Origin of the sequence: Streptomyces sp. BK340, assembly GCF_007827595.1 — a bacterium.
Classification (GTDB): Bacteria; Actinomycetota; Actinomycetes; order Streptomycetales; family Streptomycetaceae; genus Streptomyces.
In genome coordinates this window covers 185,626-199,540 of the sequence record NZ_VISR01000005.1, presented here as the reverse complement: position 1 = coordinate 199,540, position 13,915 = coordinate 185,626, and the positions used below count along the sequence as shown (strand labels likewise).

At 73.1% G+C, this 13,915-nt stretch carries 10 protein-coding genes; all 10 read left to right on the top strand.

Annotation, left to right across the window (positions count from 1 at the left end; translation table 11 throughout):
* Positions 1-5: 5 nt before the first annotated feature.
* The 10 genes from FB157_RS12740 (at position 6) to gntA (ending at position 13,894) form a co-directional block, all read left to right on the top strand.
* On the top strand, positions 6-1,268 hold the full coding sequence (locus FB157_RS12740) for an ATP-grasp domain-containing protein (protein WP_145879005.1): 1,263 nt from the start codon (positions 6-8) through the stop codon (positions 1,266-1,268).
* A complete protein-coding gene (locus tag FB157_RS12735; RefSeq protein ID WP_145879004.1) occupies positions 1,265-2,278 on the top strand; it encodes a diiron oxygenase in 1,014 nt (337 codons plus the stop codon). The genes FB157_RS12740 and FB157_RS12735 overlap by 4 nt, the downstream gene beginning before the upstream one ends.
* A gap of 8 nt (positions 2,279-2,286) precedes the next feature.
* Positions 2,287-3,516, top strand: a complete 1,230-nt coding sequence (locus tag FB157_RS12730; protein ID WP_145879002.1) for an MFS transporter — start codon at positions 2,287-2,289, stop codon at positions 3,514-3,516.
* A complete protein-coding gene (locus FB157_RS12725) occupies positions 3,513-4,802 on the top strand; it encodes an ATP-grasp domain-containing protein (RefSeq protein ID WP_186581476.1) in 1,290 nt (429 codons plus the stop codon). The genes FB157_RS12730 and FB157_RS12725 overlap by 4 nt, the downstream gene beginning before the upstream one ends.
* A 66-nt stretch (positions 4,803-4,868) precedes the next feature.
* Positions 4,869-7,529, top strand: coding sequence for an aldehyde dehydrogenase family protein (locus tag FB157_RS12720; protein ID WP_186581475.1), 2,661 nt, complete (start codon positions 4,869-4,871; stop codon positions 7,527-7,529).
* Entirely contained in the window at positions 7,526-9,265 is a 1,740-nt protein-coding gene (locus FB157_RS12715; protein ID WP_145878997.1) for a thiamine pyrophosphate-binding protein, read from the top strand. The genes FB157_RS12720 and FB157_RS12715 overlap by 4 nt, the downstream gene beginning before the upstream one ends.
* Before the next feature lie 12 nt (positions 9,266-9,277).
* On the top strand, positions 9,278-10,552 hold the full coding sequence (gene fabF / locus FB157_RS12710; protein ID WP_145878995.1) for a beta-ketoacyl-ACP synthase II: 1,275 nt from the start codon (positions 9,278-9,280) through the stop codon (positions 10,550-10,552).
* Positions 10,542-11,909 carry a condensation domain-containing protein gene (locus FB157_RS12705; RefSeq protein ID WP_145878992.1) on the top strand — a complete coding sequence of 456 codons (1,368 nt, stop codon included), beginning with the start codon at positions 10,542-10,544 and terminating at the stop codon, positions 11,907-11,909. Before fabF ends, FB157_RS12705 begins: the two co-directional genes overlap by 11 nt.
* A gap of 46 nt (positions 11,910-11,955) precedes the next feature.
* Positions 11,956-12,807 (top strand): enoyl-ACP reductase FabI, encoded by an 852-nt coding sequence (gene fabI / locus FB157_RS12700; protein ID WP_222440931.1) that lies wholly within the window; start codon positions 11,956-11,958, stop codon positions 12,805-12,807.
* Positions 12,797-13,894: a guanitoxin biosynthesis heme-dependent pre-guanitoxin N-hydroxylase GntA gene (gntA, locus tag FB157_RS12695; RefSeq protein WP_145878991.1), complete on the top strand. Its 1,098-nt coding sequence runs from the start codon at positions 12,797-12,799 to the stop codon at positions 13,892-13,894. The genes fabI and gntA overlap by 11 nt, the downstream gene beginning before the upstream one ends.
* Positions 13,895-13,915: the final 21 nt, after the last annotated feature.

The following is a 13,915-nucleotide window of genomic DNA, read 5'->3' as shown; positions in this document are numbered from 1 at the left end:
CGAACATGAGCAACCCCAGCGTCGTCCTGGTCGACGCGTACCCGTCCAGCTACGCGCTCGTCCAGGCGTTCCTGGACAGCGGCTGCGACGTCGTACGCGTACAGAGCACCGAGGAGGTTCCCCAGTGCTACCGGGGTGCCTTCGACACCAGTGCCTTCAGCGACGACATCGTCCACCGGGGCGTGCCGGCCGACACCGTCCGGGCCGTCGCCCGGCACGCGCCCGTCGCGGTCGTCGCGGCCGGCGAGTACGGCGTCGAACTGGCCGACGCGCTCAGCGAGGCGCTGGGCGTCCCCACCAACGGCACCCGGCTCTCGCCCGCCCGCCGCGACAAGTTCGTCATGATCGAGACGATCAAGGCGGCGGGCGTGCGCGGCGCCCGGCAGAAGCTGGTCAGCGACCCGCGGGAGCTGATGGACTTCCACCGCGAGGTCGGCGGCCGGATCGTGGTCAAGCCGCTGCGCAGCGCCGCCAACGACGGTGTCGCCGTCTGCGACACCCCGGAGGACTCGGCGGTCGCGCTCAAGGCGATCCTCGCGAGCACCACCGTCTTCTCCGAGTCCAACACCGCGGCCGTGGCCCAGGAGTACCTGGTCGGCGCCGAGTACGTGGTCGACACCGTCAGCCGGGACGGCCACCACCGGGTCACCGACATCTGGAAGTACAGCAAGATGTCGGTGCCCGGGGTCCGCGACCGCATCGCCGGCGGCCACCTGATCGCCCACGACGCCCCGGTCCGCCGCGAGCTGACCGAGTACGCGCAGCAGGTGCTCGACGCCCTCGGCATCCGGCACGGCCCCGCCCACCTGGAGGTCATCGTCACCGCCGAGGGGCCGTGCCTGGTCGAGGTCGGTGCCCGCATGGCCGGCGCGAACACCCCCTACTACGCCGAACTCGGCGCCGGGGAGTCGCAGATCGGCTGGACCGTGGAGGCGTACCTGCACCCCGAGCGGTTCCTCGCCACCCACCAGCGCCCCTACCGGCTCGAGCGCCATGTGTCGGTGTGCTGGCCGACGGCGCCGGTCGCGGGCACCCTGCGCTCCTACCCCCTGCTGGACGTCGTCCGCGGCATGGAGAGTTTCAACAACGTGGAGATGTTCGTGCGGCCCGGCGACGCCGTCGTCCGCACCGTCGACGACTCGACCAAGACCCTCGCGATCGGCTTCGCCCACCCGTCGGCCGAGGTCGTGGAACGCGACGTCAACGCCCTCTGCTACCTGGACGGCCCCGAGTTCTACGACATCGAGCGGGGCGAGGAGACCCGATGACCACCATCACCCTGAACGACGCCCCGCACACCGGCGGCCTGGTCGAGATCCCCGGCTTCCCGCCGTACGACCCCGCCGACCCGGTGGAGAACGCCGTCATCACCCGCCTGGCCGGCAACTGGCAGCGGCGTGCCGCGGTCAAGCGCAAGGAGCCCGAGCTGGAGGACCTGTTCGACGCGGCGCGCCCGGACTACCCGGAGCGGATCGTCCCGTTCGTCGGCCACCCCGTCTGGGACGGGCTGCCGCCCGAGGTGCGCCGGTCGATGCTGAGCTGGTCCTGGCTCGCCTACAACCGGCACACCATCATGGCCGAACAGCGCATCGCCAACCCGGCGTTCGCCTACGTCATCGAGGGCGAGTTCCCCTCCCTGGGCGGGCCCGCGCTGGAGACGTCGCTGGCCCAGGCCATGGTCGACGAGCAGTACCACACGCTGATGCACCTCAACGCCAGCACGATCACGCGGCAGAAGCGGGGCATCACGCTGCCGGACACGGTGCTGCCCGCCCCGCACATCGTGCACCGGCACGAGGAACTGCGGGCCGCCTGCAGCGAGGAGTGGCAGCGCAAGCTCACCACGCTGGCCTTCGCCACCGTCTCCGAGACGTCGATCAGCGCCTATCTGCACCTGCTGTCCGACGACCCGGACATCCAGGAGATCAACTCCACCACGGTGAAGCTGCACAACCGCGACGAGATCTGCCACTCCGCCATCACCGGCGAACTCGCCAAGACCGTCTACGACTTCCTCTCCGCCGACCAGCGCAGGTTCTTCGTGGACACCATGCTCACCGGCCTGGAGGCGTTCGTCGCCAACGACTACCGGACCTGGCAGCACATCCTCGCCCTGCACGGGGTCACCGGCGCCGACCGGATGATCGCCGAGGTGCAGCAGGACGCGGGCCGCCGGAACCTGGTGCGCGACTTCAGCGGGCTGCGCGGCCTGCTCTCGGAGATGGACCTCCTGGGACAGGTGGACTGGCCCTGGGACGAACCGGCCGCCAAGGCCTAGGAGACGACATGTTCTCGACCTACCGACGGCTGCTCGCCGAACCCGGCCTGCGGTCGCTGATGGTGATCGGACTGCTGGCCAAGATGCCCGGCCTCGGCATCTCCACGGTCCTCATCCTGCACATCGTGGGCCATCTGCACCGGGGCTTCGCCGCGGGCAGCCTGGTCGCCGCCTGCTGGACGGCGGGCGCCGGCCTCGGCGCCCCGCTCCAGGGCCGCGGCTTGGACCGCTACGGACTGCGCCGGGTCTTCGGCCTGCTGGTGACCGCCCAGGCGGTGTTCTGGAGCCTGGCCCACTTCCTGCCCTACCCCGTCCTGCTGGGCGCCGCGTTCCTCGGCGGCCTGACCACGCTGCCCGCCTTCACGGTGATCCGGCTGGCCCTGGCCGGCCTGGTCACCGATGAGAACCGGCACACCGCCTACGCGGTCGACGCGATGACGACCGACATCGCCTACATGGCCGGCCCGACCATCGGCATCCTGCTCGCCTCGACCGCCTCCCCGACCGTGGCGTTCCTCGTGATGGGCGGCCTCCAACTGCTGGTGGGCGTGGCCTACCTGGTGCTCGACCCGCCGCTGCAGCAGGCCCGCCCCACCGGCGGCCCCACCCCCGGTCTGCGCAGCTGGCTGACGGCCCGCATGGTGTGCGCGCTCGGCGTCACGGTGGCCACCTCCATCGCCGTCGTCGGCTTCGAGGTCGCGGCCGTCGGCACGCTCCAGCGCCACGGCCAGCTCGCCTGGAGCTGGCTGCTGCTGGTCCTCGCGGGCGTCGCCTCCGTGGCCGGCGGCTTCCTCTACGGCGCCATGAAGCGTCCGCCGTCGGTGTTCGTGCTGACCGCGGTGCTCGGCCTGCTGTGCATGCCGATCGGCCTGGCCACCCAGTGGTACTGGCTGTGCCTGCTGGCCGTCCCGGCCAACCTGTTCGTCGCCCCGGCCCTGTCCGCGAGCGCCGGCGCGGTCAGCGGGATCGCACCGGAGGGCACCAAGGGCGTGGCGATGGGCACCTACGCCAGCGCGATCCTCGTCGGCAACGTGATCGGCTCCCCGCTGGCCGGCGCCGGCCTGGACCACGGCGGCCCCAAGGCCGCGTTCGCCGTGTTCGGCGCGACCGCAGCCGCCGTCGCCGCCCTCGCCCACGTCTGCGACGCGCGGCTGCGCTCCCGTCAGAAGAACACCGAGCACACCGAGCGCACCGCGCAGGCGGACCAGGATCTGGAGAAGGCGGGGGTGACCCAGTGAAGATCGCGATCGTCGACGGCTACTCGACCGGCAGCCTGCTGGCCGACAAGCTCGGGCAGCGGGGTGTGGAGGTGGTCCACCTGCGCAGCCAGGAGATCCCCCCGCCCCGGCTGCTGCCCTCCTTCCGGCCCGCCCTCTACAGCCACGACTTCGGCCACTTCCCCGACCCGGCCGACGCCGTCCGCGCCCTGAAGGAGGCCGGCGTCGACCGGGTGGTCGCCGGCACCGAGTGCGGGGTGGTCCTCGCCGACACCCTCGCCCACGAACTGGGCCTGCCCGGAAACCGGTTCGAGGGCGTGGAGGCCCGGCGGAACAAGTACGCCATGGCCCGGCGCCTGGCCGCGGCGGGCCTGGCCGCACCGGTCGGCTTCAGCACCACCGACCCCGAGGCCGCCGTGGACTGGTTCCGGGCGGCGGGCGGCACGGTCGTGGTCAAGCCGGCCGCCAGCGCCGGCACCGACAACGTGCACATCTGCACCACCGAGGACGACGTCCGTTCGGCCGCCGCGGCCGTCATGGCCGGCACCGACTACTTCGGCAACCCCAACCCGTCGGCCGTGGTGCAGAAGTACCTGGTCGGCACCGAGTACATCGTCAACACGGTCGCCGTGGACGGTGTGCAGAAGGTGTCGGACGTCTGGCTGTCGGCGAAGACGCACGGACCCGAGGGCGCGCCGCTGTACGACTACCAGCAGCCGCTGCCGCTCACCGCCCCGCACGTCGCCGGACTGGTCGAGTACGTCGTGGCGGCGGTCACCGCCCTCGGCATCACCGACGGGGCCGCGCACAGCGAGGTGATGCTCACCGCCGACGGGCCGGTGCTCATCGAGACCGGGGCCCGGCTGATGGGGGCCATGCTGCCCGACGTCCTGGAGCGGCACTCGGGCACTTCGCACGTGGAACTGCTCGCCCTCGCCCTCACCGACCCGGAGGGCTTCCGCACCTTCCGGGACACCGAGGTGCGCTGGAGCAGGACCGTCCGCAACGTCTGGCTGATCAACGGCCGGGCCGGCACCGCCACGGCCTGGCACGACCGCTTCACCGCCCTGCCCGCGTTCGAGCGGCTGGTCACCGGCGTCCGCGAGGGCCGGCCCGTGCGCCGGACCGTCGACATGGCGACCTCGCCCGGCTACGTCTCGCTCGTCGCGGACACCGAGGCGGAACTCGACCGCGATCTCGCGGCGATCCGCGCGCTGGAGTCCGCCGGCTGCTACGTCACGGAGCCCGTGACACCCGCGGAGACGGAGTCCCCGAAATCCCTGGAATCCGAGCGGATTTCCGCTTGATTCCCGCTTGAGCAGCCCCTTTTAGCGTCGTGGCGACCCGGTTCGAAGATTGGATGTGTTGTTCTGGTGCTGATCAGCCGCAATGAAGGCAATCGCTCATGGCGCGAGGTCAGGGCCTCCTGCGCGAGCGTGACACGCGCTCTGCGGTCCCGCGGGGTCGACGGCGACCATCGCGTCCTGCTCTCGGCCGCGAACTCCACGGCCTCGGTGCTCACCACCCTCGCCCTGATGGACATGGGCGTCTCGGTCGGTCTGGTGGACCGCGGGGTGACCCCGAACCAGTTCGCCCGCCTGGTGGAGGAGGCGAACGCCGACTTCTTCATCTCCGACCACGAGGAACAGGCCCCCGCCTTCGCCAAGCCGGACGCCCCGTGGATCCCGCTGCACGAACTCGACACGGCGGCCGCCGAGGACGGTGAGCAGGCCGAGCTGTCCTTCGACCGCTGGGCCCGCCGCCCCGACGCCCTGATCGTGTGGACCTCCGGCAGCCTCGGCCGCCCCAAGGGCGTGGTCCGCTCCGGCAGTTCGGTGCTGGCCAACGTCTCGCGCACCCAGGACCGGATGAAGTACACCGAGTCCGACGTGCTGCTGCCGCTGCTGCCGTTCACGCACCAGTACGGCCTGTCGATCCTGCTGCTGTGGTGGCAGGCGAAGGCCGGCCTGGTCCTGCTGCCCAGCCGGCGCACCGACCTCGCCCTGGAGGCGGTCGTCGATCTCGGCGTCACGGTCGTCGACTCCGTACCGGCCGTGTACGAGGGCATCCTGCGCCTGCTCGACCGCGGCCGCGCGTCCACCGCGCTGCTGGAGTCGGTGCGCATGTGGTGCGTCGGCGGCGAGCCGCTCCAGGACGACCTGCAGCGCCGCTTCACCGAGCGCCTCGGCCGGCCCCTGCTGGACGGCTACGGCAGCTCCGAGGCCGGCAACATCGCGCTGGCCGCGCCCGACAACCCCCACCACTGCGGACGCCCCCTCGACGGGATCACGGTGACCGTCGTCGACGAGGAGGACCGCCCGCTGCCGGCCGGCCAGGTCGGCGAGGTCGTCGTGCACACGCCCGACCTGATGGTGGGCGTGCTGGAGCCGGGCGGCCGCGTCCGGGAGAACCAGCGCACCGTCCACCGCACCCAGGACCTCGGTTTCCTCGACGAGCACGGCAACCTGCGCATCCTGGGCCGCAAGGCCGCCGTCCACCGGTTCGGCAACACCCTCTACCCCGACGCCATCACCGCCAAGGCCAGCGAGTGCGGCCGCCCGGTGCGGGTCGTGCCGGTGGAGAACGGCCGCTTCGGCACCGACCTGGTCTTCGTGGTCGCCGACCCCGAGGAGCGCCCGGCCGCCCACTGGCGGCGCGTCTTCGCGGACCTGGTCGCCGAGTACGAGCAGCCCAACAAGGTGCTCGTGGTGTCCGAGTTCCCGGAGCACACCAACGGCAAGGCCAATCTGACCGCGCTGGGCTACATGGCTCAGGCGGCGCTGCGCAGCGGCCGCGCGGAGGAGGCCAAGGAGGCCGAGCGGGCCGCGAAGCCCACCGGTCCCGCGATCCCCTTCACCGACCGGATCACCGTCCTCCAGGACGTCGCCCGGCTGCTCGCCGAGCGCCGCCCCGAGGTGCTGCGCATCCTCACCGAGGTCTCCAACCACCGCACCGCGGCCGACGAGATCGACGCCTCCATCGAGGCACTGGAGGGCGCGGTCGCCGAGGTCTCCCGCTTCCGCCCGCCGGCGGCGGGACAGATCGGCGTGCTGATGCCGTCGAACATCCCGCTGTACGGCTACATCCTGTACGTCGTCATCCCCAGCCTGTACAGCCGGCGGATCGTCTTCCGGCCGTCGCGGATGATCGACTCCCAGACCCGCGCCCTGCACAAGCTGATCGGCACCGTGCACGACCTGCCGCTGGTGCTCGACGACAGCGGCCAGCGCGAGTTCCTGGACAACGTCGGCAAGAAGTCCGACGTCCTGGTCTTCACCGGGTCGTACGAGAACGCCGAGACGATCCGCGAGCAGCTGCCCCGCGAGACGGTGTTCTGCTTCTTCGGGCAGGGCATCAACCCGTACGTGGTGGGCGCCGACGCCGACCTCAACCGCGCCGTCGACGGCCTGATCCGGGTGCGCATGCTCAACTCCGGGCAGGACTGCTTCGGCCCGGACGCGGTGTTCGTGCACACCTCCGTCAGCGCCCAGTTCTGCAACCTGCTCTCCCGCCGGGTCGAGGCCCTGCGGCTGGGCGCCCCCTACGACTCGACCGCCGACTACAGCGCCATGTTCTACGACGAGGCGTTCGACACGACCCTGGACTACCTGCGAGGCAAGCGGGAGTTCGTGGCCGCGGGCGGCCGGATCGACTTCGCGGACCGCCATGTGCGGCCGACCGTGCTGATCCACCCGACGGACACCCTGTTCCTGCCGCCGGAGATGTTCGCGCCCGTCTTCAACGTGGTGCCCTTCTCCTCCGAGGACTGGCTGAACGAGGTGCTGCGTCACCCCTACTACGCGGAACGCGCCATGGCAGCCTCGGTGTTCGGCTCCCTGCCGAAGACCGTGGAGGCCCTGCGCGAGCGCCACATGGTGAGCGTCGACGAGACCCTCATCGACATCGAGGACGGCAACAAGCCCTTCGGTGGCCGGGGCATCCGCGCCAACTACATCGCCGTGGACCGCAAGCGGCACACCGAGCCGCTGCTGCTGTCGAAGGCCGTCGCCGACTACCTGCCGGGAAGGTCATGAGCAACACACCCGACACCTCCGCCGAGGCCACCGCCGCCGCTGCCTGGACGACGGCCGCCGCGGTGCTGGCCGCCTCCGGGACGCGTACCGTCTTCGGACTGCCCGGCGACGACATGTACGCGCTGGAGGCCGCGCACGAGGCGGGCCTCAGGTTCGTCCTCAGCCGCGACCAGCGCAACGCCCTGTTCATGGCGACCGGCTGGGCCCTGCAGTCCGGCGAGGTCGGCGTCGCCGTCGTCGGCAAGGGACCCGCGGTCACCAACACCGTCACCGGCCTGCTGGAGGCCTCCGCCTCCGCCGTGCCGCTGCTGCTGCTCAGCGGCGGCACCGGCGCCCGGCACCGGGGCAGCGGCGCCTTCCAGGAGCTCGACCAGCTCGCCGTCGTGAGCTCCCTGGTCAAGTACGCGGCCCGGGTCGACCACCCCGACCGGCTGGTGCCCACCCTGCAGCGCGCCCTGCTGGTCGCCCGCCACGAGCGCGGTCCGGTCTACGTCGAACTCCCCGAGCACCTGCTCGCCGAGGCCGCACCCGCCGAGGCCGGGGCCCTGGCCGCGCCGGTGGCGGCGGAGACGCCGTACGAGGTCGCCCTGCCCGCCGGCTCCGCCGCGCTCGACGCACTGCGTGCGGCCCGCCGGCCGGTCCTGCTGGTCGGCGGCGGCATGCGGCACGCGAACGGGGGCCGCGAGGTCGAGCGGCTGGCCGAGCGGACCGGCGCGGCGATCGTCTGCACGGCCTCCGGCCGCGGCGCGGTCGACGAGGCGCACCCGCAGTTCTGCGGACTGGCCGGCCTGTACACCCCCGAGCAGGCGGTACGGCTGTGGGCCGAGGCCGACTGTGTCGTCGCCCTCGGCAGCCGGCTGGAGGAGACGGCCACGTTCCAGTGGCCGGCCGCACTCGGCCGCGAGATCCCGGTGATCCAGGTCAACCTGGCCGCGGCCGACTTCCAGACCATGCTGCGGGGACCGAAGGTGCTGGCCGACGCCGGGGCGACCGTACGGTCCTGGCTCTCGGCGCTCCCCGCCGAACCCGCCGACGACGGCTGGGCGACGGCCGTACGCGCCGTGCACGACGAGATCCACACCGACAGCCGGGCGCTGCTCGACGAGCTGGCCGGGTCGCCGGACCTGCACATCGCCGAGGTGCTGCGGGCGCTCGACGCCGCCCTGCCCGCCGACCGGATCCTGGTGCAGGAGAACGGCCTGCAGGACATGTGGTCGTACAGGTACCCGCTCTACTCCTGCCACTCGGGCGCCGGCAGCGTCGTCCCGTCCGAGCAGACCAGCCTCGGCTTCGGTGCCGCCGCCGCGCTCGGCGTCAAGATCGCCGCGCCCGGGCGGCCGGTGGTGGCCTTCGTCGGCGACGGCGCCTTCGCGATGGCCGCCGCCGACCTGCCCACCGCGGTCGCACACAGCGGCGGACTGATCTACGTCGTCCTGCGCAACGGCGGCTACGGCTGGCTCCAGGTCCAGCTGGACCAGCGGGAACACCCGGTCGGCGACCACGCCTTCGTGGACCCCGAGGCGGTCGGCGCCCAGGCGCCGCAGCTGCCGGGACTGCACCAGGTGACCGTGCGGGACAAGGCCTCCCTGCCCGGCGACGTCGCGCTGGCCTGGGAGAAGGCCGCCGCCGGCGAGGTCGTCGTCCTCAATGTGCCGGTGCGGCTGACCGATGCGATGTTCGGCGCGGACGTGGCCGGCGGCGACTTCCCCGTGCTCCCCGAGCCGGGCGCGAAGTAGAGGGGAGAACCCATGTCCACGACACGCACGGCGGCGGCCGGCCGCAGGGTGGTCGTCACCGGCTGGGGCGCGGTCACCCCGCTCGGCCTCACCGTCGACGAGACCTGGGCCGCACTGCGGGCCGGTCGCAGCGGCATCGCCCCGCTCACCGGTGTCGACACCACCGGCCTGGCCATCACCTTCGGCGGCGAGGTCAAGGGCTTCGACCCCGCCCACCACCTCAAGCCCCCGCAGATCCGGCGCATGGACACCTACGCCCAGTACGCCTACGCGGCGGCCGGCGAGGCCATGCAGCAGGCCGGTCTCGTCCTCGACGAGGAGCGCGGTGCCCGTACCGGGGTCCTCATCGGCAGCGGCTACGGCGCCATGGCCGCCCACGGCCGGCACTTCGCCGCCCTGGCGGAGCACGGCCCGCGCAAGGTCAGCCCGTTCGCGCAGATCACCGGTGCCATCGACAGCGCGGCCTGCGAGATCGGCTTCCGGTTCGGGGCGGCCGGGCCGACCCGGGCCCTGAGCACGGCCTGCGCCTCCGGCGCGGACGCGATCGGCGAGGCCGCCCACTGGATCCGGCACGGCACGGTCGACATCGCCCTCGCGGGCGGCGCCGAACACATCCTGAACCGGCTGGACCTGGCCTCCAGCGGCAACGCCCGCGCGCTGTCGACCCGCGGCGGCGCACCGGCCGAGGCCTCCCGCCCCTTCGACACCGACCGGGACGGCTTCGTGATGAGTGCGGGCGCCGGTGTCCTGGTCCTGGAGTCCGAGGAGCACGCCCGCGCCCGCGGCGCGCACATCCTCGCCGAGGTCGCCGGATACGCGTCCACCTCCGACGCCCACCACTGGACCGCCCCGCACCCCGAGGGCCGGGGCGCCCGGGCCGCGATGGCGGGCGCCCTCACCGACGCCGGTCTCGAGCCCGCGGACGTCGACTACATCAACGCCCACGGCACCTCGACCCAGGCCAACGACAGCACGGAGGTCGCGGCGATCCGGGCGGTCTTCGGCAGTCACGCCGAACGCATCCCGATCAGCTCGACCAAGTCCATGACCGGTCATCTGATCGGCGCCGCCGGCGCCGTGGAGGCGATCGTCGCCGGCCTGGCCGTCCGCGACCGCGTGGTGCCGCCGACGATCAACTGCCACCGCCCGATCGACGAGGCCCTGAACTTCGTCCCGCACCAGGCCCAGGAACACCGGGTCGACGTGGCGATGAGCAACTCCTTCGGCTTCGGCGGCCACAACGCCGTACTCGTCCTGCGTTCCTGGGAGGCGGACCGTGAGCAGTGAGTCTGTGAACGCGGGCGGCGCGACGCTTCCGGCGTACGGCATGCCGGTGCGGGCACTCGCCAACGGCGAGGTGGACGCCGACGGTTATCTGCGCCGCAACCCCTCCGAGCTGCCGTGGAACGTGTTCCGGATCCACGGTCCGCTCGACGAGGAGCGGCTGGCCACAGCCGTCGAGCGGGTCACCCTCGCCACCGACGTGCTGCACCTGCGGCTGCGGGCCACGGACGCCGGGCCGCGCCTGGAGCGCCGTGAGCCGGTCCCGCTGAAGCTGGAGACCGTCGACGTCCCCGTGACCGTGACGGAGGGCCGGCTCTCCACCGAGGCGGCCGCCGTCGTCGCCCCGGTGGTGTTCGACAAGCCCGACCTGCGCGCCGACCCCGTCGGCCGGGTCGTCCTGGTGCGCGCGACGCAGGCGGGGGAGGAGCAGGAGCCGCTGCTGGCGTTCTCCTTCGACCACTCCGTGCTGGACGGCTGGGCGCTGGGCCTGATCACCCGGGCGGTGGCGGGCGCGTACCGCAGTCCCGGCCACACCCCGCGCGGCCGGGACTTCGCCGGCTTCCTGCGGGACCTGCCCGAGGAGTCGGTCCGCGCGCGCAGCCTCGCCCGCTGGCAGGACCTGCTCGCCCCCTACCCGCTGCCCGGACCGCCGCTCGAACTGCCGGGCAGCACCCCGCCCGCGGCCTTCCAGGACGACGGCCACTTCGACGGCCCGCTGTCCGAGCGGCTGCCCGGTGCCCTGTCCGAGGCGGCCGCCCGGAGCGGTCTGAGCCGTGCCGCCGTCCTGCTCGCCGCCACCTCCCTGGCGGCCGGCCTGTGGTCCGACGGCCCCCAGCCGCTGCTCAGCCTGCGCCACGGCCACACCCGGCCGGAGGACGTCCTGGTCGTCGGCCCTCTGGTGGAGCCCGTCGTCCTGCTGCCCCCGAGCCCCGAACCGGCCACCGTCGGCGACTGGATCACCGCACACGCCCGTGCCAACGAGGACCTGCCGCCCACCTACGGCCGCTCGATCCGCGAGGTCGCCCCGCTGGCCCCGCGCACCATCGGCGTGAACATCCTGCCGCCGGCCCGTCCCCTGGCCCTCGGCCCGCGCACCAGGGCGACGACCGCGACCCGCGACTTCCTCGCCCCGCTGTGGCAGGGCGAGCGCCCGGTGGGCCCGGCCACGGCGGCGATCTGGCTCAACTACTACATGGACCGGCCGGACTGCGTGGAGGCGACCCTCGCCTACGACACCCGCGCGCTGCCCGACCCGCGGCCGCTGCTGGACACGGTCACGGCCGTGGTCGAGGCCAGCGCCCACGAGCCGGACCTCACCACCGCGGCCCTGCGCACCCGCGTGCGCGCCCTCGCTTCCTGAGAGTGCGCACCCTCACTTCTGAAAGGACGACCCGAAGGTGACACCGGTGCCCCCCTCGACCGCACCCCCGGCCGCACCCGCCACCGGGCTCACGGCCGGCCCGTCGGGCCTGCTGGCGGGCAGGACCGTCCTGGTCACCGGGGTGCTCACCGACCGTTCGATCGCGTTCCACGTGGCCCGCGCGGCCCAGGAACAGGGCGCCGAGGTCATCCTGACCGGGTACGGCCGCCTCTCCCTGGTCGAGCGGATCGCCCGCCGGCTGCCCCGGCCCGCCCCGGTCATCGAGCTGGACGTCACCGACGACGACCACCTGACCACGCTCGCCGACCGGGTCCGTGAGCACACCGCCCGTCTCGACGGCGTCCTGCACGCGGTGGCCTTCGCCCCGCCCGGAGCCCTGGGCGGCAACTTCCTGACCACGTCACGGCAGGAGGCCACGACGGCCTTCGAGGTCTCCACCGTCTCTCTCCAGGCCCTCACCACCGCCCTGCTCCCCCTGCTGCGCGAGGGCGCCTCGGTGGTCGGCCTGGACTTCGACGCCCGCCAGGTGTGGGCGGGCTACGACTGGATGGGGGTCGCCAAGGCGGGCCTGGAGGCCTGCGCCCGCTACCTCGCGGCCTACCTCGGCGACCGCGGCATCCGCGTCAACCTGGTGGCCGCCGGCCCCCTGCGCACCCCGGCCGGACACGCCACCTACGGCGAGGACACCGACCCCGGCCAGGCCGAGCGGGAGTGGGACCGACGCGCGCCACTGGGCTGGCGCTCCGTCGACTTCGACCCGGTGAGCAGGGCCTGCGTGGCCCTCCTCTCGGACTGGTTCCCGGCCACCACCGGCGAGATCCTGCACGTCGACGGCGGCGCCCACGCGGTCGGGGACGGGGGCTTCCGTGCCCGCTGACATCCTGGCCCCGACCGGACCGGGCGTCACGGCGGCGGTCGGACCCTTCGAGGTCACGGCGGCCCGCATCGCCGAGTTCGCGGACGCGACAGGCGACCCCAACCCCGTCTACCGAGACCGGGCGGCGGCCCGCGCGCTGGGCCACCCGGACGTCGTCGCACCGCCCACCTTCGCCGTCCGGCTGGCCGCCGGGGCCGAGCTGCCGGTGCTGAACCGGCACCCGCTGGGCTACGACTACACCTCGGCCACCCATCTGTCCCAGGACTACCGCCACCTCCGCCCGATCCGCGCCGGGGACGTCCTGACGGCCCGCGGCCGCCTGGTCGAGGCCCGCGAGGCCCTCGGCGGCGGCCTGGTCACCGTGGAGGTCACGGTCACCGACCGGGCAGGCTCCGCCGTCACCGTGTCCACGGCACGGATCCTGTCCCGTCGGCCGCTGGCCGGGGAGGCCGTGCGCGCGGCGCTGGCGGAACTCATCGGCCGGGAGGACTTCGTCTGCCTGGGCGCCAAGGCCGCGCTGCGCCGGGACCGGATCACCCACCGGCACGGCGGCGAACCGGCGTCCCCCGAGGCCGTCCGCACGAACCTGGACGCCCTGCGCACCTTCCTGGACTCCTTCGAACCCGGCGCACAGAGCTTCTCGTCGTTCGTCATGACCTTCGACCGCCTCCCGGACACCTCGGAGCAGACCTTCGAGCAGACCGTCTGGCGCCATCTCCAGGCCCTGCACGACGAGGACAGCCGCCACCACCCCTGGACCGGCCTCTACGACTCCGACCCGGCCTCCCCCCGTTTCGCCCTCTCCCTCTTCGGCCACCCCTTCTTCGTGGTGGGCCTGCACCCCGGCGCCTCCCGCCCCAGCCGCCGCTTCGCCCTGCCCGCCCTGGTGTTCAACTCGCATCTGCAGTTCAACGCCCTGGGCCGCACCTTCTTCAAGATGCGCAAGAAGATCAGGGAGCGCGACGACACCCTGCACGGCTCGGCCAACCCCAGCCTGCTGACGTATCGCGACGAGGCCCGCCACTACAGCGGCCGCATGACCGAGCAGAGCTGGGCCTGCCCGTTCACGGCCCGCACCGGGTACTGACGCACCGCGGCACCGCCTCGG